The 21,600-nt window shown below is 64.7% G+C and carries 21 protein-coding genes and 1 pseudogene; 9 read left to right on the top strand and 13 right to left on the bottom strand.

Annotated elements, in window-relative coordinates; genetic code table 11:
* The first annotated feature begins 815 nt into the window (after nt 1-815).
* The 3 genes from QMK33_RS15325 to QMK33_RS15315 all read left to right on the top strand — a co-directional run bounded on the left by QMK33_RS15325 (nt 816) and on the right by QMK33_RS15315 (nt 4,793).
* Entirely contained in the window at nt 816-2,009 is a 1,194-nt protein-coding gene (locus QMK33_RS15325) for a replication initiation protein (protein WP_283565482.1), read from the top strand.
* An 875-nt stretch (nt 2,010-2,884) separates the two neighbouring features.
* On the top strand, nt 2,885-3,235 hold the full coding sequence (locus tag QMK33_RS15320) for a YbbN family protein (protein WP_283565481.1): 351 nt from the start codon (nt 2,885-2,887) through the stop codon (nt 3,233-3,235).
* Nucleotides 3,236-3,320: 85 nt separating this feature from the next.
* Nucleotides 3,321-4,793, top strand: coding sequence for a glycoside hydrolase family 130 protein (locus tag QMK33_RS15315; RefSeq protein ID WP_283565480.1), 1,473 nt, complete (start codon nt 3,321-3,323; stop codon nt 4,791-4,793).
* Nucleotides 4,794-4,839: 46 nt separating this feature from the next.
* Here the strand turns inward: QMK33_RS15315 and QMK33_RS15310 are convergent, their stop codons facing one another.
* The 3 genes from QMK33_RS15310 to QMK33_RS15300 all read right to left on the bottom strand — a co-directional run bounded on the left by QMK33_RS15310 (nt 4,840) and on the right by QMK33_RS15300 (nt 9,545).
* On the bottom strand, nt 4,840-6,018 hold the full coding sequence (locus tag QMK33_RS15310; RefSeq protein ID WP_283565479.1) for a PAS domain-containing sensor histidine kinase: 1,179 nt from the start codon (nt 6,016-6,018) through the stop codon (nt 4,840-4,842).
* A 249-nt stretch (nt 6,019-6,267) separates the two neighbouring features.
* Complete coding sequence (locus QMK33_RS15305; protein WP_283565478.1) at nt 6,268-7,269, bottom strand: glycosyltransferase family 4 protein; 1,002 nt, start codon at nt 7,267-7,269, stop codon at nt 6,268-6,270.
* Nucleotides 7,266-9,545 (bottom strand): glycosyltransferase family 4 protein, encoded by a 2,280-nt coding sequence (locus QMK33_RS15300; protein WP_283565477.1) that lies wholly within the window; start codon nt 9,543-9,545, stop codon nt 7,266-7,268. The genes QMK33_RS15305 and QMK33_RS15300 overlap by 4 nt, the downstream gene beginning before the upstream one ends.
* A gap of 360 nt (nt 9,546-9,905) precedes the next feature.
* Between QMK33_RS15300 and QMK33_RS15295 the strand changes: the two genes are divergently transcribed.
* The 5 genes and pseudogenes from QMK33_RS15295 to QMK33_RS15275 all read left to right on the top strand — a co-directional run bounded on the left by QMK33_RS15295 (nt 9,906) and on the right by QMK33_RS15275 (nt 12,643).
* Nucleotides 9,906-10,694, top strand: coding sequence for a hypothetical protein (locus QMK33_RS15295; protein ID WP_283565476.1), 789 nt, complete (start codon nt 9,906-9,908; stop codon nt 10,692-10,694).
* Entirely contained in the window at nt 10,642-11,025 is a 384-nt protein-coding gene (locus tag QMK33_RS15290) for a hypothetical protein (protein WP_283565475.1), read from the top strand. The genes QMK33_RS15295 and QMK33_RS15290 overlap by 53 nt, the downstream gene beginning before the upstream one ends.
* A gap of 150 nt (nt 11,026-11,175) precedes the next feature.
* A pseudogene (locus QMK33_RS15285) lies at nt 11,176-11,589 on the top strand (F0F1 ATP synthase subunit gamma); the annotation flags it as partial.
* A 91-nt stretch (nt 11,590-11,680) separates the two neighbouring features.
* Entirely contained in the window at nt 11,681-12,124 is a 444-nt protein-coding gene (locus QMK33_RS15280; protein ID WP_349361758.1) for a F0F1 ATP synthase subunit gamma, read from the top strand.
* Between the two features lie 174 nt (nt 12,125-12,298).
* Nucleotides 12,299-12,643 (top strand): hypothetical protein, encoded by a 345-nt coding sequence (locus QMK33_RS15275; RefSeq protein WP_283565474.1) that lies wholly within the window; start codon nt 12,299-12,301, stop codon nt 12,641-12,643.
* A gap of 92 nt (nt 12,644-12,735) precedes the next feature.
* On the opposite strand, the gene QMK33_RS15270 is transcribed toward QMK33_RS15275, so the two are convergent.
* The 5 genes from QMK33_RS15270 to QMK33_RS15250 form a co-directional block, all read right to left on the bottom strand.
* On the bottom strand, nt 12,736-13,422 hold the full coding sequence (locus QMK33_RS15270; RefSeq protein WP_283565473.1) for an ABC transporter ATP-binding protein: 687 nt from the start codon (nt 13,420-13,422) through the stop codon (nt 12,736-12,738).
* Between the two features lies 1 nt (nt 13,423).
* Nucleotides 13,424-14,695, bottom strand: coding sequence for an ABC transporter permease (locus tag QMK33_RS15265; RefSeq protein ID WP_283565472.1), 1,272 nt, complete (start codon nt 14,693-14,695; stop codon nt 13,424-13,426).
* The gene (locus tag QMK33_RS15260; protein ID WP_283565471.1) at nt 14,692-15,828 is read right to left on the bottom strand and encodes an efflux RND transporter periplasmic adaptor subunit; all 1,137 of its coding nucleotides are present in this window, start codon (nt 15,826-15,828) and stop codon (nt 14,692-14,694) included. The genes QMK33_RS15265 and QMK33_RS15260 overlap by 4 nt, the downstream gene beginning before the upstream one ends.
* A gap of 349 nt (nt 15,829-16,177) precedes the next feature.
* Nucleotides 16,178-17,101 carry a universal stress protein gene (locus tag QMK33_RS15255; RefSeq protein WP_283565470.1) on the bottom strand — a complete coding sequence of 308 codons (924 nt, stop codon included), beginning with the start codon at nt 17,099-17,101 and terminating at the stop codon, nt 16,178-16,180.
* Between the two features lie 66 nt (nt 17,102-17,167).
* Nucleotides 17,168-18,010: a universal stress protein gene (locus tag QMK33_RS15250; RefSeq protein WP_283565469.1), complete on the bottom strand. Its 843-nt coding sequence runs from the start codon at nt 18,008-18,010 to the stop codon at nt 17,168-17,170.
* Between the two features lie 16 nt (nt 18,011-18,026).
* Between QMK33_RS15250 and QMK33_RS15245 the strand changes: the two genes are divergently transcribed.
* Nucleotides 18,027-18,212 (top strand): hypothetical protein, encoded by a 186-nt coding sequence (locus tag QMK33_RS15245; protein WP_283565468.1) that lies wholly within the window; start codon nt 18,027-18,029, stop codon nt 18,210-18,212.
* A gap of 140 nt (nt 18,213-18,352) precedes the next feature.
* Here QMK33_RS15245 and QMK33_RS15240 read toward each other — a convergent pair whose 3' ends face one another.
* From QMK33_RS15240 to QMK33_RS15220, 5 genes are all read right to left on the bottom strand, one after another.
* Nucleotides 18,353-19,216: a universal stress protein gene (locus QMK33_RS15240; RefSeq protein WP_283565467.1), complete on the bottom strand. Its 864-nt coding sequence runs from the start codon at nt 19,214-19,216 to the stop codon at nt 18,353-18,355.
* A 42-nt stretch (nt 19,217-19,258) separates the two neighbouring features.
* Entirely contained in the window at nt 19,259-20,077 is an 819-nt protein-coding gene (locus QMK33_RS15235) for a universal stress protein (protein WP_283565466.1), read from the bottom strand.
* Nucleotides 20,078-20,174: 97 nt separating this feature from the next.
* Nucleotides 20,175-20,378, bottom strand: a complete 204-nt coding sequence (locus tag QMK33_RS15230) for a hypothetical protein (RefSeq protein WP_283565465.1) — start codon at nt 20,376-20,378, stop codon at nt 20,175-20,177.
* On the bottom strand, nt 20,365-21,141 hold the full coding sequence (locus tag QMK33_RS15225; protein WP_283565464.1) for a BON domain-containing protein: 777 nt from the start codon (nt 21,139-21,141) through the stop codon (nt 20,365-20,367). The genes QMK33_RS15230 and QMK33_RS15225 overlap by 14 nt, the downstream gene beginning before the upstream one ends.
* A 56-nt stretch (nt 21,142-21,197) precedes the next feature.
* Nucleotides 21,198-21,500, bottom strand: a complete 303-nt coding sequence (locus tag QMK33_RS15220; protein ID WP_283565463.1) for a four-helix bundle copper-binding protein — start codon at nt 21,498-21,500, stop codon at nt 21,198-21,200.
* Nucleotides 21,501-21,600: the final 100 nt, after the last annotated feature.

The raw sequence follows: 21,600 nt of genomic DNA, 5'->3' as shown, positions 1-21,600 counted from the left end.
GAAGCTGCGCCGGTTGAGCAAAACGCTTTCGTGGTTTTTGTAATAGCTGGGGGCCGAAAACTGCCCCTGGAATGGCCAAAAAGGCTTTCGCTCGTGGTTTTTGTAATAGTTGGCGGCCCTGTGCTGGCCCCCAACCCCTGGTTTGGAGCCCAATACCTGGCAGCAAGCGAGCCCCCACAGGGACATTTTTCTTATACCATAGAAGACAAAATACTAATAAACAGCGTGTTACAGCACAAGTAAGCTCTGGCCTTAGCTCCATCTATTACAAAAACCACGAAGGGCCGCGCGCGCCCAGTCACCTAGCCTTCGGTTGGGGGCGTTGGCAGCGGTAGCGAAAACCTGACCTGACCCTGAATTTTCAAAAAAAGCCCCCCCCCCCTTTAACCTGGTGGTTTATAATGTTTATCCTTTTATAAGGTTTACGGCACTCATAACCCCTTGTATGATAGAACGATACAAGGCCCATCTATTACAAAAACCACGAACATCTATTACAAAAACCACGAACATCTATTACAAAAGCACGAACATCTATTACAAAAACCACGAAGGTGCTATTACAAAAACCACGAATACCTATTACAAAAACCACGAACATCTATTACAAAAGCACGAAGCCTATTACAAAAACCACGAAGGAGAGTGTGGATAACTCGCAAAAAAATGTGGATAACTCACAGAAAGACAAGTTGAGCTGCCTGAGATTTGCCCCACTCGCTGGGAAAAAGCCTCGGTTTACCTATTACAGGAAACTTTATTTGTAATACTAAAAAGGCAGCCGCACCTTTGAGGTATCACTGCTACCTGACCTTATGCAACCCACCCTGTTTGACCACGTGCCGGAGCCCACCAATGTTGGGGGCAAAGTAGTGGTGCAGCACAATGCGCTGGTGAATGCGCGGTTTGATTTGAGCACGGTGGAGATGCGCCTGTTCATGGCCATGCTCTCCCGCATCAGGCGGGATGACAACGAGTTTCGGGAGATGCGCATTCCGCTGACCGAGATTGTGGCCTTGTCGGGGCGGCGGCCCAGCGCCAAGGACTACCAGCAGGTTGCCGCCATGTGCGACCTGCTCGTAAGCCGCATTCTGCATATTGAGCGCCCGCCAGTGGGCCGCCGGCGCGAGCGCCGGGCCAGCGCCACCCCAGACTTTGACAAGCTTCCGCTCATGGCCTACGCCAAGTACCGGGGCGAGGAAGGGGCGTTGCGGGTGCGCTTCAACGACGAGGTAATGCCCTACCTGCTGCAGTTGCACCAAAACTTTACCAAGGCCCAGGTGGTGCAGCTGCTTAAGCTGAAAAGCCCGCATTCCTACCGCATTTACTGGCTGTTGAAAGAGTATGCCGCCTTCGGCACCCGGGTGCTGGGCGTGAGTGAGTTGAAGAGTATTTTGAACCTGGATGGGCAGTACAAGCAGTTTCCGCTGTTTCGCCTGCGGGTGCTGGACCGGGCCCGGCAGGAGCTGAGCCAGACGGACCTGCCGTTTGAGTACGAGCTGCTGCGCGAGGGCAAGAGCGTGGCACAGATTAAATTCACCTTTAAGCCGCTGCTAACCCTGCCCGAAGCCCTGGAGCCGGCCCCACCGGGCTGGCAGCAGGTGCTAAAGGAGTTGGGCCTGGCCCCGCCCAGCCTGGCCGCCGTGCAGGAGCTGGTGGACCAGGGCAGCATCACGCCCGATTACGTGCAGTTTGTGGTGCGCACGCAGCAGGCGAAGTTTCAGGAAGGCAAAGTCAAGAGTTTGCCAGGGTCAGTATTTACGGCCATCACCAAGCAGCACCTGCTGGCCGAGCACGAGGCCCAGTGCAAAAAGAACCCACCGCCGCCTGCCAACCGCCGGAGTAAGCAGCGCAGCAAGCTGCTGGCCGAGCTGGAGGACGCGCGCAACAGCCTCAAATTTGTGCTGGCTTCCACTGCCTATTCAGAGGGCACGCGCCCGGCCGCCCTTGACCAGGTGCGGGCGGTTATCGCGGGCCTGGAAACGCAGCTGCTGCAGCTACCCGCCTGAAGCGCGCTGCCAGGGTAATTGCGGGGGCACAACTTACTATTGATAGGCCAGCCCGTAGGTAGGGGAGGGGTTTGTCGTGGTTTTGGTAATAGGTGCCGGGCTGACTTGGGTGAGACCGCGCGGGAACCTTACGCTGGGGATAAAAGCCTCATTGTCAGCATTATTTTTTTGCAGGGCGACGAAAATTTGCAGCGCGATGTAAAGAAAAATCTGCCCAAGCTACGCGGTGGGTGCTATTACAAAAACCACGACAAAGCCGGCGTCATAGGGGTGCGGCATGCTGCCCGCCGACCCGTCCTAGACCCGGCTGTTAGGCAAGCAGGCTTTCTGCCTCTGCAACGAGGAGCGGCCCGCCTGAATTTAACTTCTAAGCAAGCCAGCAGCAAGCCAAAAGCCCCGCCGGAAAACCCGAGCGGGGCCCTTGCCCTATTGCTGTTAACGTTTAGCCAGACGAGATGGTGGATGAGCAAATGGTGGGAACGGTTGAGGTATTTACCATAAATAATTGATAGATAGTTATTTGCGTGCCTGATTTGACGTGCTAGTTGCACTTTGTGGGCTTGATTTTCGTCCCCTTCTTAACTGCCGCCGCCCGACACTCTTGCCGCCGCTACTGCTAGCTGAACAGCGGGCCTCTCAGTAACTGGCGATGGCTTTATCAGCGTGTTGTGGCCATAACTGGCAGCGGCGTGAACGACGCGGAGGCCCTCGCGCCAGGCCAGGCACGCACGGACGCGCGCAACCGGACTTGACAAACGTCACCCCGGCTTCCTGATATGCATCATACGGGCTGGCAGGGCCTTGCGGTAGTTTTGCGGCTACATTTTATGGCCCTCTTACGGCTAGATACGGTGTAGCTTACTTTTCCCCGGCCCATGTTTCCAAACGTCCTTCGCCCGCTGTTGCCCGCCCATCCGGCCACGCTGCTCGTGCTGCTGCCCACCGTGGGCCCCGGCACCCAGCAGGAAAGCCAACTTGGCCGCACGACTACCAACTTGCTGCTCAATGCCTTGCAGCACCGGCTCGGCTCCGCTATTCACGTGCTGCGAGTGGACGAAGACAGCCACCAGGCCGTGGTGCACGCCTTTGGTGGCCAGGGCGTGCCCGCCTTTGTGCTCCTGCGCGATGGCAGGGAGCTCTACCGCCAGCAAGGCCTGCCCGAAGGCGAGCCTCTGGTGGCCTTGTTGCTGAGCAAGCTGGAAGATGCCGCCCTGCCCGCCGCCTAGCAAAAGCCATTCGTTAGCAAATAACTTACAGTGATACAATGCGTTAGGTTTTAGCGTTAATCGCCCTGCGCGTAACCCCATCGCCATGCGCCTCACCATCGAACGAGAAGCCGAGAAAGTATATCCGGATATGAAGCGGGTCATTGCCCGCTATTTTTTTTATGGGGAGGAGCGCGCCCAGCAGGTTATTGGCCGCGTGATGGCCCTGAGTGAGGAGGAGGTGTTTGGTACCATTTCGCCCATTTTGCAGGAATACTCCAAGCGCCACCGCAACATTACGCGGGTGCTCAGCCGCAACTGCGCCCGGCTGCAACCCTTGTTTGCCGGGCTGGGCCTCGATTTTGAGAAACTGACAAATTATCGTAAGCTACTGATAGGTAGTTATTTCACTCACGAGTACTCCATCGAGTCGGCGGCCTTTTTCAACCCCTCCATTGTGGAAGACCCCGACCAGTCGGAACTGCAGGAGGGCGAAAAGCGCGTCATCATCAGCTTTCGGGCGGTGGGCGAGGGGCACATTTCCTCCATCGTGTTTCGCCGGGCACTGCTGGACGCCGATGCCAACATTCACGTGCTGCCGGCTGGTAATTACATTGATGAGGCCGAAACCGTGCGCAGCGCCGAATACTACAAGGCCGACTTTTTCGCCCAGCCCTTCGCCGCGGGCCTCAACCCGCAGGTGGTAGCCGAAATAGCGGCCCGGCTGGCCGACCGCTTCGAGTTCAACCTGCTGCAACAGACCGTGCTCGAAGCCCAGGCCGCCCAGCCCGACGCCGCCCTCAAACCGGCCTACGACCAGCTGCTCTGGCTGGCCGAAGCTTACTATGACCTCACGTTTTCGCTCGACACCGATATTTCGGACCGGGTGATATTTCCGGTGTCCGATTTTGAGCGCCGGGGCATCGAGGATGCCCGGTTTGTGCGCTTCGTGGCCGACGACGGCCAGGTGGTGTACTACGCCACTTACACGGCCTACGACGGGGTGACCATCGCGCCCAAGCTGCTGCGCACCGAGGACTTTATCAGCTTCCGGGTGATGCCGCTGCACGGGGCCGGGGCCCACAACAAGAACCTGGCGCTGTTTCCGCGCAAAATTGGGGGGCGCTTCGCCATGATGTCGCGCATCGACGGCTGGAGCAACTACCTCATGTACTCCGACAACCTCAACATCTGGCAGGCCCCCGTGCAGATGCAGGAGCCCCTGAGCCCCTGGGAATTCATCCAGATTGGCAACTGCGGCTCGCCCATCGAAACCGCGCACGGCTGGCTCCTCATTACCCACGGCGTGGGCCCCATGCGGCGCTACTGCCTGGGCGTGAGCTTGTTGGACCTCGACGACCCGGCCATCGAAATTGGGCGGCTCAGCGAGCCGCTGCTCATTCCCAACAAGGAGGAGCGCGAGGGCTACGTGCCCAACGTGCTGTATTCGTGCGGCTCCATCATCCACCAGGGCAAGCTGGTTATCCCCTACGGCCTGTCCGACTACTGCTCCTCGTTTGTGACGGTGGACCTGGCTTCGCTCCTGGAAAAGCTGCTGGATAAGTGCTCGGCGGTGTAGGCAGAAGAAGGGGTGAAGGCGCGCCTTGCCGTAAAATAGCCCTTGGTTAGAGGTTGATAACAAAGGTGGTGCCCTCGTGCTCGCGGCTTGTGAGCCCGATGGTGCCGCCGTGCAGCCGCACTATTTGCTGGGTGATAAACAGGCCCAGGCCCGTGGTGGCTTCCCCGTGGAGGCCCGCGCGGGCGGCGGCGCTGAACTTGTCGAAAATGTGCGTCTGCAACTCGGCCGCGATGCCCACGCCCGTATCCTGCACCGTGAGGCGCGCCCGGCCGGCGTGGGCTTCCAGCCGCACCACCACCCGGCCCCCGCGGGGGGTAAATTTCAGGGCGTTGCTGAGCAGATTGGCCACCACCCGGCTGAATTTGTTAGGGTCTAGGTGGGCAGTTATCATCTGCGGCGGCAGCTCCAGCGCCAGGGCAAGCCCTTTGGCCTGCGCAGTGAGGTGATGCACGGTTAGCTGCGCCTCCAGAAAAGCGTTGAGGTTGGTGGACTCCTTTTTTAGCTGGGTCGCGTCCAGGGCGCCGAGGTAGAGCACGTCCTTCACGAGCGCATTGGCCTCGGCGCAGGCCTGCTCAATCAGGGCCAGCAGCTTGGGGGTTTCGGGTTCGGGGTTGCCCACGTCGCGCCGCAGCAGCTCGGTCAGCATCTGGATATGGGCAATCGGGGTTTTCAGGTCGTGGGCCACCAGGTGCAAAATGGTTTCCTGGGCGTCGTAGAGGCGCTTGAGGGACGCTTCCAGCTCCCGGTGCTCGGTGGTGTCGATGAGGGTGGTGTAGCCCAGCTCTTCGCCCTCGTCGCAAAACAGCATGGAATGAACCTGGCACCAGAACGAAGTGCCGTCGGTGCGCACGAGGCAGGTGTCGAAGGAAAAGACCGGGATGTGGTGCTTCCAAAGGCGCTCCTGCAAGTCGTGCCAGTCGGCGCGGTAGTGCGGGTGGGCAAAGTCGAGGATGCGCCGGCCCTCCACCTGCTCGCGGCGGGTGCAGCCCAGCATGGCCACCAGCGCCGCGTTGGCCTGCCGGATGGTCAGGTCGGGATTAATGATTTTCTGGCCCAGGGGCGAATGTTCGAACAGGGTGCGAAAGCGCACCTGGCTTTGCGCATCCGCATCGGCGCGCTCCTTCGCTTCCGCCCCGGCCGCCCGGTCGGTCTGCAGCTGCTGAATTTGCGCGCGCAGGAGCTGGTTTTCAGCCTTTAGCGAACGGGATATGGTGGGAGAGGACATGGTAGCTTGCTAAAATAAGTAATTGATTTACAAGATATTAGCTATTGATGGTTGCGACTGCCGCCATAGGCGTGGCTGCGCACGATGCTTGTTTTCAGCTACTTGGCGTGCGTTGGTTCGCGGGCTGCGCCGTTCGGCTGGTGTGGTGAGAGCGGGGAAGGCGCGGCGGGCCAGGCGGCGCCCACGACAACCGGTTGGCCGGCGCAGCCCGCGGACCGGGGTAGGGTTTTGCCAGCGGCGTTTGCGCCTCTACACCAGCTTTTTATACACCGCCAGGTAATCGGCGGCCATTTTCTCCTGCGAAAAATTGGCACTGGCCCAGGCCCGGCAGGCAGCGCGGCTGAGGGCACCCAGCTGCTGCACGGCCTCCACGGCCTCGCCCACGCTGCGCACCAGAAAGCCAGTTTGCCCGTGCTGAATCAGCTCGGGCATGGCCCCTCGGTTGAAGGCGATAACCGGGGTGCCGCACAGCATGGCTTCGGCCACGCTCAGGCCAAACGGCTCGTCGAAATTGATAGGGTGCAACAAGCCTAACGCATTGCCTAGTAGCTTGTTGCGCTGCGCAGGGCCGGCGGCCCCCAGAAACACGATGGTGTCGCTGAGGAGCGGCTCTACGCGCTCGCGGAAGTAGGCCGCGTCTTGCACAATGCCCGCCAGCAGCAGGCGCTTGCCGCTGCGCCGGGCTATCTCAATGGCCTCGGCCGTGCCCTTATCGGGGTGAATGCGGCCGAAAAACAGCAGGTAGCCTTCCTGCTGCGCCGTGAAGGTGAAGTCGCTCACCCGCAGGCCGTTGTAAACGGTGGCGGTGTAGGGCAGGCGCGGGCTGCGGTCGGCATGGCTGATGGATACGTAGGCCGTGGTGGCGGCGTATTTCTCGTACACGGCCAGAATCTTTGCCGACGAAAAGCCGTGAATGGTGGTTACCAGCGGCGTGCCGATGAGCCGCGAGTAGGTGAGGGGCAGGAAGTCGAAGTGGTTGTGAATCAGGTCAAACTCCCCGGCCCGCTCCATCAGGTGGCTGATGTGCAGGCCCTCGGCCACCTTGGCGTCCTGGGTGCGGTTTTCCTCATAGCCCTGCGGCACCACGGCCGCCAGCGTGCCCGCCGTGGCCGAGTCGGCGGTGGCAAACAGGGTCACGTCTACGCCCAGCGCCACCAGGCCCTCGGCCACGTTGGACGCCACCTGCTCCCAGGGGCCATAGTGGCGGGGCGGCGTGCGCCAGGCCACGGGGGCAAGCACGGCTACTTTCATACGGCGGCGGCCACTTGCGCCGACTGGTCGTACTCGTGCTCCAGCTCCAGGGCCTTGAGCACCGTGAGGTGGGAAATGAGGTAGGCCAGGGTGCTTTCCGCGCCCTGGTTGCGGTTGAGGCCGGCTTGCTGCAAGCCGTCGCAGCAGCCCTTGGTTTCCTGGTCGTAGAGGGGCACGCGCAGCAGGTTTTCGCCCAAAAACCACTGGTAGCTAGCAAACATGCGCCGGATAAAATCGGGCTCGTGGGTGGTGCGGTAGGCCTGCAAATACACCAGTACCATCGCCATCGTTTCGATGGCCTGCTGGTCAAACAGCGGTACTTCGCCGCCCTGGTGGTACCAGCCCTGGTTGCCCACGGGGTTTAGGAAGCCGTTGCGAAAGCTCACCTCATCCAGGAAGGCCAGCGCCTCCAGCGCCACGTCGCGGGCCGGCGCGTGGCCCGTTATTTCGTGGGCGTGCAGCAGGGCCAGCGGCAGAATGGCGTTGTCGTAGGTCAGCTTTTCCTCAAACCAGTGCCAGTTGGCGGTGCGGTGGTGGGCGTAGGCGGCCAGCAGCCGCGCCATGAGCCGGGTGAGCTCTTCCACCAGGGCCTCGTCGTCGGGGTGGGCTTTGAGGTAGTAGGCCACGCCAATCAGGGTATTGGCCATGCCGCGCAGGTGGTGCAGCTGCTGAAAGTGGGGCACCGAGCGCGCCAGCAGCTCGCCGGCAAACTCGCGGTACGAGTTATTGGGGGCCCGGTGAATGAGGTAGCCCAGGGCCCACACCGTGCGCCCAAACGAGTCTTCGGAGCCGATTTCGTCCAGGTATTCCCTTCTGAAGCTCAGGAAGTTGCGAAAATTACCGTCGTCGCGCTGCACGTAGTGCAGGTAGCTCAGGTAGATGGGCAGCAGCTCCAGCGCCTCGGGGCTGTTGTGCTGCTGGTAGGCCATCAGGGCCATGATGAGGGCCCGGGAATTGTCGTCGAGGCAGTAGCCTTCCTTGAGGTTGGGGATGCCGTACTTGGCGTGCTGCACAATGCCCGTGTCGTCGGTGAGGCGGCGCACGTGGGCCAGGCTGAACTCGGGCATGATTTCGGGGTCTACCAGGGGGCGCAGCGGCGGCGCAGCCCCCGTTTCGGGCTGGGCGCAGGCCGCTGCCAGCACGGCCAGGTACTGGGCCCCGATTTGGGGCCAGCGCAGGCGCAGGCCGTACTGGTAGGCGTTGTGCTGGAGGGCGGCCAGCTGCCCGGGGTTGGTGAGCAGCTCGTTCACGGTGGCGGCCAGCGCGTCGGCATCCTTGAAGGGAAACAGGCGGCCCCGGTCTTCGGCCAGCAGCTCCTGGGCGTGCCAGTAGGGGGTAGACACCACGGCCGCGCCCGCGCCCACGGCATACGAGAGCGTGCCACTGGTAATCTGGGCCTCGTTGGTGTAGGGCGTGAGGTAGAGGGTGGCGGCCGTGAGGTAGTTCATCAGCTCCGCCTCCTCCACAAACTTGTTGATAAACACTAGATGGTTAGCTACTTGCAGCTCAATGGCCAGCCGCTTGAGCTGCTCGCGGTACTCCTCGCCCGAGCGCCGCACCACGCCGGGGTGGGTGTTGCCGAGCACCACGTACACCACGTCGGGGTGGCGGGCCACGATGGCCGGCAGGGCCCGAATTACGGTTTCCAGGCCCTTGTTGCGGCTCAGCAGCCCGAAGCTGAACAGCACCCGGCGGTTGCGGAACGGCGCCTGGGTGCGCAGCGGGTTAAGCTTGAGCGCCTCCAAATCGGGCACGCCGTGCTCGATGAGCTGGATTTTCTCCGGCGCGATGTCGTAGATGGCGGTCAGAAAATCGATGCCCCGGCGGCTCATTACCACCAGCCGGGCCGAGCGCCGGGCAATTTCCTGGATGATGATTTTCTGGGTGTGCGAGGGCTCGCGCAGAATGGTGTGCAGCACCGTCACGAGCGGCTTTTCGAGCCGGTGCAGCAGCGGCAGCAGGTAAATACCGCTCTCGCCGCCAAAAATGCCGAACTCGTGCTCCAGCAGGCACACGTCGGCGTCGCTGGTGTTGAGGTAGGTGGCGGCCTCGATGTAGTCCTTCTGGTCATCCTGCCGGATAACGACTTTTACCTCGTCGCCATAGGCGTACTCGTCCGCATCGTCGGAGTCGTTCATGGCCACGCCGAAGCCGCTTTCCGGTCCGCTCTGGCCCTGCCGGGCGAGGTTGAGGGCAATGGCGCGCACCACGTTCTGGTTGAAGGTGGCCAGGCCGCACTCGCGGGGCAGGTAGGTGGAGATGTACGCGATTTTCATGGGCTGGGAGGAGGAGGGGCGTGGGGGCGCTTGCCTGGCTGCCGGGGCAACTTACTACGCAATAAGTAGTTGCTAAAATGTGCAGTCGGGCTTCGTGCAAAGAACCGGCGTGCCGCCGGCAGCGCGCCTGCCCAATGTCATGCGCCGGCCATGACGTTTGTCAGGTGCCCGCGGGTGGGGCGGGCAGCGGCCGGTTGCTCCCTGGTAGTGGGCCTTGCGCGCCGCGCGCGCCGCCGCCGGCCCGCGCGGCGCGCAAGGCCTCTGGCCGGCTTGACAAACGTCATGGCCGGCGCAGATTATTGTCACGGCGGGGGCGGGGGCCAGCGGCCACCTTTGCCCCACCGCCAACCGTGAATGCCTATGAACCCTGAAGCGCACGTGCCGGAACCAGGCGCGCGCCCCTGCTCTACTACCCCGGCGCCAGCCGGCGCCGGGCGCATCATCTCGGTGCGGGGCAGCGTGGTAGACGTGTGGTTCGACCACGGCCTGCCCGCCATCTACTCCGTGTTGTATGCCGGGGCCGCGCCAGCGGTGATTATCGAGGTGCTAACCCAGCTCGACGACCACCGCGTGCGCGGCATTGCCCTCAACCCCACCCAGGGCCTCACCCGCGGCATGCGGATTGAAACCGCCGGAAAACAGCTTACGGTGCCCGTGGCCCACGGCATTGTGGGCCGCATGTTCGATGTGTTTGGCCACACCATCGACCACGGGCCGCCGCTGGTCGGGCTCGCGCAGCGCAGCATTCACCCGCTGCCCCCGCCCCTGCTGCAACGCTCCACCAAGTCCGAAATCTTCCGCACCGGCATCAAGGCCACCGATGTGCTGATTCCGCTGGAGCGGGGCGGCAAGGCCGGGCTGTTTGGCGGCGCGGGCGTGGGCAAAACCGTGCTGCTGACCGAGATGATTCACAACCTGGTGGGCCACACCAACGGGGTGAGCCTGTTTTGCGGCATTGGCGAGCGCTGCCGCGAGGGCCACGAGCTGTACCACGAAATGCAGGCGGCCGGGGTGCTGCCCAACATGGTCATGCTCTTTGGCCAGATGCAACGAGCCGCCCGGCGCGCGCTTTCGGGTGGGCCACGCCGCCCTCACCATGGCCGAATACTTCCGCGACGACGAGCAGCGCAACGTATTGCTGCTGATTGACAACATCTTCCGCTTCATTCAGGCCGGCATGGAGGTGTCGGGCCTGCTGGGGCAAATGCCCTCGCGCCTGGGCTACCAGCCCACGCTGGCCACCGAGCTCTCCAAGCTCGAAGAGCGCATTGCCAACACCGAGGCCGGGGCCATCACCTCCATTCAGGCCGTGTACGTGCCGGCCAACGACCTCACCGACCCGGCCGCCGCGCTACCGGCGCTCGTTGGCACCGAAGTCGCCTGCACCTTCACCACCGCGCCCGAGCTTATCTGGCCCTCACCAGCGGCTATTTCGATAGCGTGCCCGTCGAAAAAATGCCCGCAGCCGCAGCCCTGCTAACCCAAAGCAGCCTCGCCCTGCCCGCCGACCTGCTGCAACGCCTGGGCGCGCAGCACCCCCTAACCCCGGCCGACCAGGCCGCCCTGCGCCCAGGTAGTGCTGGCGCCCTTTCAGGAGCAGCCACAGCCCACTACGGAAGGAAAGTAGCCGATGCCGACTACCACGGCACGCTCGGCCTGCCGCTTACCGGCATCCCGCGCCCTCAACCCTGCGCAAATTCAGCCCCCCCCCCCCAAACACATGGATACGCTAGAAAGCCTGAGCCGAAAAATGGAGGGTGCCAAGGCCATCAAGTCCGTGGTGCGGACCATGAAAGCCATGGCGGCGGCCACCATCGGGCAGTACGAGCTGGCGGTTGGCTCGCTCGGCGACTACTACGAAACCGTGGCGCTGGGCCTCGTGGCCTACTTTCAGTCGGAGCCACCTGCCCCCCGCCCGCCCGCGGCAAGAGCGCCGCACAAAGGCACTGAGCCCGTGATAGGGGCCGTGGTTTTTGGGTCTGACCAGGGGCTGGTTGGCTCGTTCAACAGCACCCTGGCCGAGTTTGTGGCCCACACCCTGGGCCCCCTGCCGGGCCGCAAGCAGCTCTGGCCCGTGGGCGAGCGGGTGCAGCACCTGCTGGCCCACGGGCCTGCCCGTAACCACGCAGTTTCTGGTGCCCACGGCCATCACGGCCATTACCCCGCTGGTGGCGCAGCTGCTGCTCAAAGCCCAGGAAGCCCTCGCCAACGGTACCCTCACCGGGTGCCACATCTTCCACAACCGGCCCCAGGCGGCCACGGGATACGCGCCGGTGTGCCAGCGCCTGCTGCCGCCGGATGCGCAATGGAAGCAGGCGCTGGTAGCCTTTCACTGGCCCACCAGCACGCGGCCCGAGGTGGCCGGCGCGCGGCGCCCCGCGCTGCTGGCCCTCATCGGGAAGTTTCTGTTTGTGTCCCTGTTGCGGGCCTGCGCCGAGTCGCTGGCCAGCGAAAACGCCAGCCGCCTCAGGGCCATGCAACGGGCCGAAAAAGCATCGACGAGCTACTCGACGAGCTGGGCCACCAGTACCACCGCAGGCGCCAAAGCGCCATCGACGAAGAGCTGTTCGACGTCGTAGCCGGCTTCGAAGCCCTTAATGCCGACCATGCCAAAGAAAAGCAGGCGTGAGCAAGACGGCGGCCGGGGCCTCGCAGGTGGGGGCTCACAACCGCAGGCCAGCGGGTAGGCGCAGGCACCGCTCGCCCGGCCCTGGCAAGTGCTTTAGGAGTAAACTACCGGGGACACGCAGCGCATGAAAAACGAAGTTAAACTATTGATAATCAAAATAATACATACGGTAGTGTGGGGGTTCTTCGTGGTCGTTATCGGCTACGTGCTGTATTGCGGCCTGGCCAACCGGATAACCTGGCGCACGTGGGTGGCCAGCGCGCTGGTGGTGGGGGAGGGTGTGGTGCTGCTGCTCGGCCAGCGCCACTGCCCGCTCACGCTGCTGGCCCGGCGCTATTCGGCCTCCACCCAGGACAACTTCGACATCTTCCTGCCTAACTGGCTGGCGCGGTACAATCAATTGATTTTCACCTCGATTTATGGGTTTGCGCTCTTGCTACTGGCCTGCCGGCTGGTGCTGGGCCGCTAATCCAATCCCTGGCCATGACCCGGAGCGCGCTTCGATTGCTGGCTTATGAAGTGCGCCAGGCGTTATTGGCGGCGGGCCCGCCCGCTCCCGAACTACGGCCGCTGCGGGATGATGCGCCCATCTTCCATCTCAATAATGCGATGGGTTTTGGCGGCAAAGTCGTTGTCGTGCGTCACAATGAGCAGGGCCTGGTGGTAGGTTTCGGCCAGCTCCTTGAAAATATCGAACACGATTTCGGCGTTTTTCTGGTCGAGGTTACCGGTGGGCTCGTCGCCGAGGATAATGAGCGGGTCGTTTATCAGGGCCCTCGCAATGGCGACGCGCTGCTTCTGGCCGCCCGAAAGCTGGTTGGGCTTCTTGCGCGCCTCGCTTTCAATGCCCAGGATGCGCAGCTTTTCGTAGGCCCGGTGCTCGATTTCCGGGCCCGATAATTTGCCCAGCTTTTCGGCGGGCAGCATCACGTTGCGCAGCACCGAAAACTCGTTGAGCAGGTAGTGAAACTGGAATACGAAGCCGATTTGCGCGTTGCGCACGCGGGCCAGGGCGGCTTCTTTTTTGCCCCGCATGGGCACGCCATCAATCAGCAGCTCGCCCTCGTAGGCCGTGTCCATGGTGGAGAGGATGTAGAGCAGCGTCGATTTGCCGCAGCCCGACTTGCCCACCACGGCCGCAAACTCGCCCCGGCCCAGCGCAAACGACACGTCGTGCAGCACCTGCACCCGCACGGGGTCGTCGAAATACTTGATAACCTGGCGGGCTTCGAGCGCGGGCGTTTCCATGTTACTTGCCTCGGATGATGTCGACCGGGTCGACCCGGCTGGCCTTGCGGGCCGGAAAATAGCCCGCCAAATAGGTGGTAATGAGCGCGAACACCGCCGCGATGCCGTAGAAAACCGGGTTGAAACTGACCGGGTAAAAATGCACCGTGGGCAGCGAGGCCGGATGAAACGGCACGTGGGAAATCGCGACCGTAAGCCCGAACCCGAACAGCAGCCCCGCCGCCCCGCCCGACAGCCCGATGGCCAGCGCCACCACCACGAACAGCCGCTGCACATCGGCCCCCGCAAACCCCATGGCCTTGAGGATGGCAATGGTGTCCATCTTCTCGTAAATCATCATGTTCAGGATGTTATAAATCCCGAAGCCCGCCACAATGAGCAGCGTGATGCCCACGGCGTACGAAATGAGGTTGCGGATGAAGGTGCCGGTTTCGAACTGCGAATTGGCGGTTTGAATGTCCAGGGCCTGCACCTCGTAGTGCTGCGCGTATTCCTGGGCCAGGGGCGGGGCCAGGGTGAAATCGCAGAGCTTCACCTGAATGTCGGTGACGTAGTTGTTGGCTTCGCCGAGCAGCTTCTGGGCGGTGGTGAGGGAGGTGTAGCTCTGCACTTTATCCACTTCGAGCAGGCCCGACTGGAACAGGCCGACCACCTTGAGCTGCACGCGGCTGCCCTTCACGGTGGTGATTTGTACCATGTCGCCCACGCCCACCAGCATGATATCGGCGGCCCCTTTGCCGAGGATAATACTGTTGGCCACGGTGTTGAGGCTGAGCGGGTTGCCGGCCGTCACGTAGTCGCCGAAGGCAAAGAGCTGGTCTTCCTGCGCCACCTCAATGCCGCTGATGGTGCCGGTGAGGTTGATGGTGCCCACGTTGTAGAACACCTGGGCCTGGGTTTTGGGGGCCACGCCGCGCACGCGCGGGTCGTGGCGCAGGGCCGCAATGATGGCCCCGGCGTTGTGAATGCGCGGCAGCTCGTTGCTGGGCTTGATGGAGCGGATGAAATTGTGCGGCCGCGCGGGGCCAACGTCAAGGCCGGTGTAGCGGTCGATGGGCTGCTGCGGGGCCGGCTGCACCTCGTTGTAGAGGCGGATGTGGGGCGTGCGGTTGAGCACCAGCCCGTCGAGCAGCTGGTTGAGGCCCGACATGAAGCCGAGCAGCGCAATAAACATGGTGATGCTGAACGTGACCCCGATGGCCGCCACCAGCGACTGCCGCCCGCGGGCCAGCAGCAGCGCCAGGGCCACGTCGTAGAGTAGGGGCAGCTTCATTGCGCGGGGGCCGTGAGTTCGTCGGCGGGCGTGAGGCCCGCCAGAATTTCCACCATCTGGTAGTCGCGCAGGCCGGTTTTCACCCGCGCCAGCTGCCCGTTGCTCTTCAAAACGGTGGAGTCGTTCACCAGCAAACGGCGCGGAATGAGCAGGGCTTTAGCCTTGGTTTGCAGCACGATGTTGGCCTCGAAGCTCACGAACGGGTACAGCACCGGCGGCTGGCGCACGAAGGCCGCAGCTACCTCAAACGTGCGGCTGGTGGAATTCATCATCGGCGAAATGGTGCTGACGCGGGCCGTGAATACCTGCCCCTTGTAGCTGTCCAGGGTTACTAAAACCAGCTGGCCGGGGCGGATTTTTACGATGTCGGACTCGTCCACCTGCATTTCGAGCACAAAGTGGCGGGCGTCGCCCAGCAGGGCCAGCGGCGTTTGGGGCGTCACGGCCTCGCCCTTTTCGCGGTAGAGCTGGTACACGATGCCGTTGACTTTGCTGCGCAGCACAAAATCGCTGGCCTGCTTTTGGGCAATCTGAAGGTTTTTGCGGGCCTGCGCGGCGGCGAAATCGAGCTGCTTTTGGAGCGTCTGGTAGCTGAGCACGGCCGACTCGTAGGCGGTGCGAGAGCCGGCGTAGGCCAGCTCCTTTTGCTCCAGCGCCAGCTGCGTGCCGATGGTTTGCTGCCAGAGCTGCCGCTGCCGGGTGCGCTGCAACAGGTCGTTCTGCATGGTGCGGCGTTGCAGCGCGATGCGCTGGCGGGCAGCCTCCAGCTGGCTTTGGTTGGCGGCCACGGCCCCGTAGCGGGCGGCCAGGGCGGCGTTTTCCTGGTTCAGCTGCTGCACGTCGCTGGTAATGGAGAGCAGCGGGGTGCCCACCCGCACCGAGTCGCCCTCGCGCACCAGCACCGCCTGGATAACGCCGCCGGCGCTGGCAAATGCCTGGTACTGCCGCCCGCTCTTGACGGTGCCGGCCGCGTACACCGACTCCGAGATAGCCGACCAGACCGGTCTCACCCGCTCGGCCTTGTCCCGGCAGCCGGCCAGCAATCCCAGCGTTGCCAGCATGGGCAGCAGCCAGCGCCCAGGCGGCCCAACGAGCAGGAGGATAGTTCGGTACCGGCTGGCAATCAGGGGCATGCACAAAATAAGGGAAAATGAACGGCAGGAATGCGGAGGCAAAATTCGACCACGCCCGCAGGTAAATTCCTGACGATAATTAGCTTGGCAGCTGACGTTTGTCAAGCGGCGGCCCACTCGCCCGAGCCTGGCTACCCGTGGCCGGCAACAAGCCCGCAAGGCCGAAGTCGGCGCGGGCGGCGAGCCGGCGGGGTGGTTTGCCCCCGAGTGGCGCGGACAAGGTAATCGGCTTCATCGGCCGGGTCACTGGGGCCCTCGAAGCGGCAGCGCTGGCCTGCCGCAAACCAGCCGGGGCCAGCCAGCTGGCTGAGCGCCGGGCAGCAGCACTGGCCCCGGCAGGGGGCTTGCGTCAGGCGGCCGGCAGCAGGCCCGTGAGTACGGTGTTGGCGTAGCCGGCGGCGGTGGCGGTGGCGTAGCTGGGCGCTTCGGTGGTGGGGACTGCCGCCGCGGTGGGCAGCACCAGCACGGGTACCGGGCAGGTTTCCAGCAGCTGGGCCGTGACGCTGCGGTGAAACAAGTCGCCGAGGTAGCTGCGCTGGCGGGCCAGCACCACTACGAGGTCGGCGTGGCAATCGCGGGCGGCGGCCAGCACCCCTTGCGCATACTCCTTGTACTGGTAGCCCCGCAGCTCTGGCGTAGGCAGCCCCTCTACCAGGCCACTGGCCTCTACTGCCCGCAGGGCCAGGGCACAGCCTTCGTCGTCCTCCACGCCGCTCGACACGTGGGCCACCATGACCTCGACGCCGGGCAGGGCCAGCAGCTGGCGCATGGCGTCGGCTTCCGCCGCCAGCGCAAACGGTTCGCGGTCGGCGGCGATGAGGATGCGGCGGGGTGGGTGCTCGGCCGGGGCGGTGGGCGACACTACCAGCAGCGGGTAGCTGCCGGCCCGCAGAATGTCCACGCACGAGGTGAGCAGGTCGGCGGCGGCGGGGCGGTCCTCATCGGCCTGGCTGAGCACAAACAGCGCCGGCTGGTAGCGGTGGGCCAGGTCCTGGGCCACGGCCGGCAGCAGGTCGGTGGCCACTTCCACGGTGGCCGTGGTTTGCAGGCCTTCAGCCTGCTGGTAGAGAATGGCGGCCGTATCGGTCTGGCGCGCCAGCTCCTGCTGACGGTAGCCCTGGGCCACCAAGTTGTTGGGGTCCAGCATGGAGGCGCGGTTGACGTGCAGCAGCACCAGCCGGCCCTCCACGGCCTGGGCCAGAATGTCGGCATACTGAATGGCGCGGCGGGCGGGCGGGTAAAAACCCGCGAAGACAAGGAGGGAAAGAGCCATGAGCAGCTGGGGGGTGGAAGTGAACTAGTAGGTGAGGGTATCGCCCGGACGGCGCAAACGGGTCGCTTACGCCACCCCGTTTTCCTGGGTAGCCAGCAGCAGCACCGGCACCGGCGTGTGCCGCAGCACCTCCCCAATGACGTTGGTGCCGAATAGCTTGGCCACCCAGCCGTGGCCGGGGTCGAGCAGCACCAGCACATCGGCCGCCAGCTCTGTCACGGCTTGCCGCAGGCCAGCGGCCGGCGCTTCGGCTACCACCCGGTACAGGGTGCTGCCGGCCAGCGCTGGGGTCAGGCCGCATTCCTGGGCTGCGGCGAGGCCTTGCTGGCCCGCGGTAGGCTCATCGGGCCGGGCTACGGTTACGGGCACTACGGCCGCAGCCAGGGCCGCCAGCAGCGGGCGCAGGGCCAGGGCCTGGGGCGTGAGGGTGAAGAACTGGTCGCGCACGGCCAGGGCCAGGCAGCCGGGTGGGCGCAGGGCGGCGGTGGGCAAGTGCTCGGGCACCAGCAGCAGGGGGTAGCCCGTTTCGTGGGCCAGCGGCAGGGCGCGGTTGCTGAGCCACTCGTCCAGCCGGCTGTCGGTGGCTGTGAGGCCGGCGATGAGCAGCAGCGGCTGATGCCGCGCCAGGGCTTGCTGCACGGCCTCTTCCCAGAGGCTGGCCACGGTGGTGGCGGTGGTGGGCACGGGCATAGCGGCGGCCACGGCTTCCAGGGCGCGGCGCTCGCGCTGCACGTAGCGGGCGTTGGTGGCCTCCATCAGCACACCTACTCGCGTGGTCATGGGCGGCGTGGGGTACACGTGCAGCAGGTGCACCTCGGCCCCCAGCGGGGCGGCCAGCACGGCGGCGTAGGCCCGGGCCCGCGCGGCGGCGGGCGAAGAATCGGTGAGAACGAGCAGGGTAGGTTTCATAGCGAAGTGAAATGGAATGGAAAGAGAAGGCCGACCGCCGGGGCAGCTGGTGGCGGAGGGCGGCCCGGATGGCCCGAAACCCGGTGAGGCTGCCCTGGCCGATAACGCCGCGCAGCCGGTGGTTTTCCAGCGCGGGGCAAAAGGCAGTGGGCTGGCGCTGGGCGCGGGCGAGCACCTGGGCCAGGCTGCTACTGCGTGGTGAGGTAGTGCAGGCGCACCGCGACCAGCGTGCCAATGAGCAGGGCCGAAAACAGAAAAGCGGGCAGCAGCATACAACTGAAAATAAGGGGCTTGTAACAGCCAGAAGGGAGGAAAAACGACCAGTGGAGGCGGTGCCGCTGGTCAGCTCATGCGGGGCATGTAGTCGGGCTGGTCTGGGGCCTCGGCGGGCAGCAGCAGCACCGGCACGGGGCAGCCGCGCAGCACCTGCGCCGTGACGCTGCGGTGAAACAACCGGCCCAGAAAGCTGCGGGGCCGGGCAATGAGCACCAGCAAATCGGCCTGCGCCACGGCCACGGCGTGCAGGATGCCGGCGGCCGCGCCGTGGCCGGCACTGGCGCACAGCGCCACCGGTGCGGCCACCGGCAGCAGCGCGCGCAGCGGTTCGCCCAGCAGCTCATAGCGGCCGGGCCGCTCGGCCCCGGCCGCAACGGGCCGCACGTGCATCACCGAAAAAGCCGCCGGCCAGCTCGCCAGCAGCGGGGCCAGGGCCAGGGCGGTGGCACTGAGGGCGAAGTAGTCGTCATCAATGGCTACCAGCACGCGGCGCGGCAGGCTGGGGGGCGGGCTGGCTTCGGGCACCAGCAGCAGCGGCTGGTGGGTAGCGCGCAGCACGGGCAGCACGTGGTTGCGCAGCAGGTAGTCGACCAAGCCCTGCTCGGGGCTCAGGCCCAGGGCCAGCAGCAGCGGGTGGTGGCGGGCAATGGCTTGTTGCAGCGCATCGGGCAGCGGGGCCGTGAGCACGGTTGCTTCGGCAGGCGCGGGCAGGCGGTGGGCCAGCGTCCGCAAAGCGGCTTCCGTGGTGGTCTGCGACCGGGGGCGGGCCGCCCCCGGGGCATACGACAGCTCGGGGGGAAGCACGGCGTACTGGTCTATCGTAAGCAGCTCCAGGCGCACGCGCAGCGGTGCCCCCAGCACGGCGGCGTAGCGGGCCGCCTGCCCGGCCGCCACCGAGAGGTTGACCAAGACAACAAAGGAAGGAGCCATAATAAGTATTTGACAAACAAGAAGTTGTGTAGAATAGCTGGGCTAATCTTCGGCGGGCAGCACCAGCACCGGAATAGCGCTGCGCTCCAGCAGCTGGGCCGTAACGCTGCGGTGGAACAGGCTGCCCAGCAGGCTGTGGCGGCGGGCCACCACCACCAGCAGGTCGGCATCCTGCCGGGCGGCTTCGGCCAGCACGCCGCCCACTACCGAGTGGTTGTGCACTTCGTGCAGCTGGCTGGGGGGCAGCTCATCGGTCAGGTTGTTGGCGGCCACGGTGCGCAGGATGGCTTCGGCCCCCAGGCGGGCGTGGCTGTCATCGGCCACCCGCACCACGGCCAGCGTACCGGCCGCCACGTGCAGCAATTGCCGCAGCACGTCCTGGTGCTGAAGCAGCGTAAACGGCTCGCCGTCAACGGCCAGCAGCAGGCGGCGGGGTGGGAAGTCATCCCAGCCCGGGGCCGGCACCACCAGCAGCGGGTAGGGCACGGTGGTGAGCAGGTCCATGGCCGTGCCGGTCATGATTTCCACGGGCGTATCGGCCCCGCCGGGCCGGCCCAGCACCAGCAGCAGGGGGTGGTGGTGGCGCACGGCGGCGCGCACGGCCTCGGGCAGCTCCCGGTCCGACACCTCCACCTGGGTGGGTACGGGCTGCTCGGCGGCCAGCGTTTGCAGGGCCTTGTCGGTAGTGTGGTCGCTGAGGGGCGAGTGGGAGTTGTGGCCAACTGGGGCCAGCAGCACGTCGTGGCGGGCGTGCAGCAGCACCAGCTCGGCCTGCAGGGGCACCGCCAGCCCGGCCGCGTAGGACAGCGCCCGGTTGGTAACGGCGTAAAAATCGGTCAGCACGACAAGGGGGGAAGCCATAGGGGTAAAGAAAAAAGGGTGGGTGAATGGCAAAGCCAGCGGGCTGCCAGCCCAGCAGCTGGCCCTGCTCAGCCGGGGTTATGCGTAGGCTGGTGCGCTACTGGGGTAGGCGGTTTTCTTCGCGGCGCGCGGCCCAGCGGGCTGAGTCCGCCACCAACCCGGTGCACTCGTGTCCTTCCGCTACCATCATGGTCGCGTCGGCGTCGCGCGCCAGCTGCCGGCTGGCCGGGTCCGGGGGCGGGAAAGAATTTGGGCGGCCCCCCAGCTGGCCGCGCCCGGCGGGGCGGCTAGCGGTACGCATCGGCGAGGAGCTTAACGCGTGCGGCGGCCGGCGGCTCGTGGGGGGCGGGGCCAGCCGGCCGGGGCTCCGCCGCTCCCGGCCGGCTGGCCGGAAACTCGTCGGTGCGGGTGGCCTCCGGTTGCTGCACCAGATTGGCCACGGCCAGCACGCCGCTGGTTTCGGCGGCCACCTCGCCGGCCCGCTCGCGCGCAAAGGCGCTGCCCACCTGCCCGTGCAAGGTAGCCTGGCCGTGGCGCACGCGCACGGTAAAATAGAAGGGCCCCAGGTAGGGGTCGCGGACCAGCGCGGCCAGAATGGCCTGGCGAATATCGGTATCCGCCACCGGGCGCTTAAACCTTATTTTCAGCAGGTTATGCACATCGTGCACGCCCACCACGAGGCGGGCGTCGCGCTCGGCTTCCTGGCGCGCGCGCAGGCTGCTCACCGTGCCGGCCAGCGTCACGACGCCCTGCCGGGCCTGCACCAGCGCTTCGGCGCAGCGCACGCGCGGGTTGTGGTGCAGGGCTGCGCGCACGGCCCCGACGATGGCCGCGTCGGCGCGGGGCGCAAACTTCTCGCGCCGCAAGGCGCCGCCCAGCGCCCAGTGAGCCACTTGCAAGTCATGGGCAGCCCCGTGGGAGGCCCCGGTCTGGTAGGCCAGGGCCACAACGGGGCTCTTTTCCGTGGCCGTGCCCAGGGTGCCACTCAGGCGCACCACCTGCTCGTGGGTGTGCACCTCCACCAGGGTGCTGGCGCGGGCAATGAGGAGGTAGGGCGTAGCCATGGCAAATTGAATATAAGTAATTATAAATCAGCGTTTTAACTAATATGATGCGGTCCCTAGGCACAGCGGCGGCAGGCCTCCGCGCACTGCTGGCAGTGCAGGTGCGCGTGCTGGCTGCACGCATCGGCGCAGGCGGCGCAGATGGCGGCACCCGCCGCGAGCAGGGGCGCGGCGTGCGCCGAGTCGCGGGCCACGAGGCGCAGGGCCAGGGCGCACACGTCGGCGCAGTCGCGGGTGAGGGCGATGCAACGGGTCAGGGTCCGCACGTCGGCTTCTTGCAGGCAGGCAGTAGCGCAGTGCTCGCAAGCCGTCACGGCGGCATGGAGGGCATCGAGCTGGCTTTGGGTGTGGGCTTGCATAGCGCTGAGAATCAGGTAGAAATTAAATTGATACAAAAGTCTGCCAGGGCGGCGGCCGGCCCCATGACAAGAATTGCCGCATCGCATGACATTCGTCAAG

This window comes from Hymenobacter sp. H14-R3 (assembly GCF_030063445.1).
In the GTDB taxonomy this organism is placed as follows: Bacteria; Bacteroidota; Bacteroidia; order Cytophagales; family Hymenobacteraceae; genus Hymenobacter.
Note: the sequence above shows the minus strand (reverse complement) of the source record. Positions and strands in the feature narration are given on the sequence as shown.

Bases quoted from the DNA above. Each gene is read 5' to 3' on its own strand.
- QMK33_RS15275 (WP_283565474.1), top strand. From the start codon at position 12,299: ATGAAAAACGAAGTTAAACTATTGATAATCAAAATAATACATACGGTA.
- QMK33_RS15240 (WP_283565467.1), bottom strand. From the start codon at position 19,216: ATGGCTCCTTCCTTTGTTGTCTTGGTCAACCTCTCGGTGGCGGCCGGG.
- QMK33_RS15270 (WP_283565473.1), bottom strand. From the start codon at position 13,422: ATGGAAACGCCCGCGCTCGAAGCCCGCCAGGTTATCAAGTATTTCGAC.
- QMK33_RS15255 (WP_283565470.1), bottom strand. From the start codon at position 17,101: ATGGCTCTTTCCCTCCTTGTCTTCGCGGGTTTTTACCCGCCCGCCCGC.
- QMK33_RS15250 (WP_283565469.1), bottom strand. From the start codon at position 18,010: ATGAAACCTACCCTGCTCGTTCTCACCGATTCTTCGCCCGCCGCCGCG.
- QMK33_RS15325 (WP_283565482.1), top strand. From the start codon at position 816: ATGCAACCCACCCTGTTTGACCACGTGCCGGAGCCCACCAATGTTGGG.
- QMK33_RS15265 (WP_283565472.1), bottom strand. From the start codon at position 14,695: ATGAAGCTGCCCCTACTCTACGACGTGGCCCTGGCGCTGCTGCTGGCC.
- QMK33_RS15230 (WP_283565465.1), bottom strand. From the start codon at position 20,378: ATGCGTACCGCTAGCCGCCCCGCCGGGCGCGGCCAGCTGGGGGGCCGC.
- QMK33_RS15260 (WP_283565471.1), bottom strand. From the start codon at position 15,828: ATGCCCCTGATTGCCAGCCGGTACCGAACTATCCTCCTGCTCGTTGGG.
- QMK33_RS15300 (WP_283565477.1), bottom strand. From the start codon at position 9,545: ATGAAAATCGCGTACATCTCCACCTACCTGCCCCGCGAGTGCGGCCTG.
- QMK33_RS15310 (WP_283565479.1), bottom strand. From the start codon at position 6,018: ATGTCCTCTCCCACCATATCCCGTTCGCTAAAGGCTGAAAACCAGCTC.
- QMK33_RS15225 (WP_283565464.1), bottom strand. From the start codon at position 21,141: ATGGCTACGCCCTACCTCCTCATTGCCCGCGCCAGCACCCTGGTGGAG.
- QMK33_RS15235 (WP_283565466.1), bottom strand. From the start codon at position 20,077: ATGGCTTCCCCCCTTGTCGTGCTGACCGATTTTTACGCCGTTACCAAC.
- QMK33_RS15305 (WP_283565478.1), bottom strand. From the start codon at position 7,269: ATGAAAGTAGCCGTGCTTGCCCCCGTGGCCTGGCGCACGCCGCCCCGC.
- QMK33_RS15245 (WP_283565468.1), top strand. From the start codon at position 18,027: ATGGAAAGAGAAGGCCGACCGCCGGGGCAGCTGGTGGCGGAGGGCGGC.
- QMK33_RS15290 (WP_283565475.1), top strand. From the start codon at position 10,642: ATGGCCGAATACTTCCGCGACGACGAGCAGCGCAACGTATTGCTGCTG.
- QMK33_RS15320 (WP_283565481.1), top strand. From the start codon at position 2,885: ATGTTTCCAAACGTCCTTCGCCCGCTGTTGCCCGCCCATCCGGCCACG.
- QMK33_RS15295 (WP_283565476.1), top strand. From the start codon at position 9,906: ATGAACCCTGAAGCGCACGTGCCGGAACCAGGCGCGCGCCCCTGCTCT.
- QMK33_RS15220 (WP_283565463.1), bottom strand. From the start codon at position 21,500: ATGCAAGCCCACACCCAAAGCCAGCTCGATGCCCTCCATGCCGCCGTG.
- QMK33_RS15315 (WP_283565480.1), top strand. From the start codon at position 3,321: ATGCGCCTCACCATCGAACGAGAAGCCGAGAAAGTATATCCGGATATG.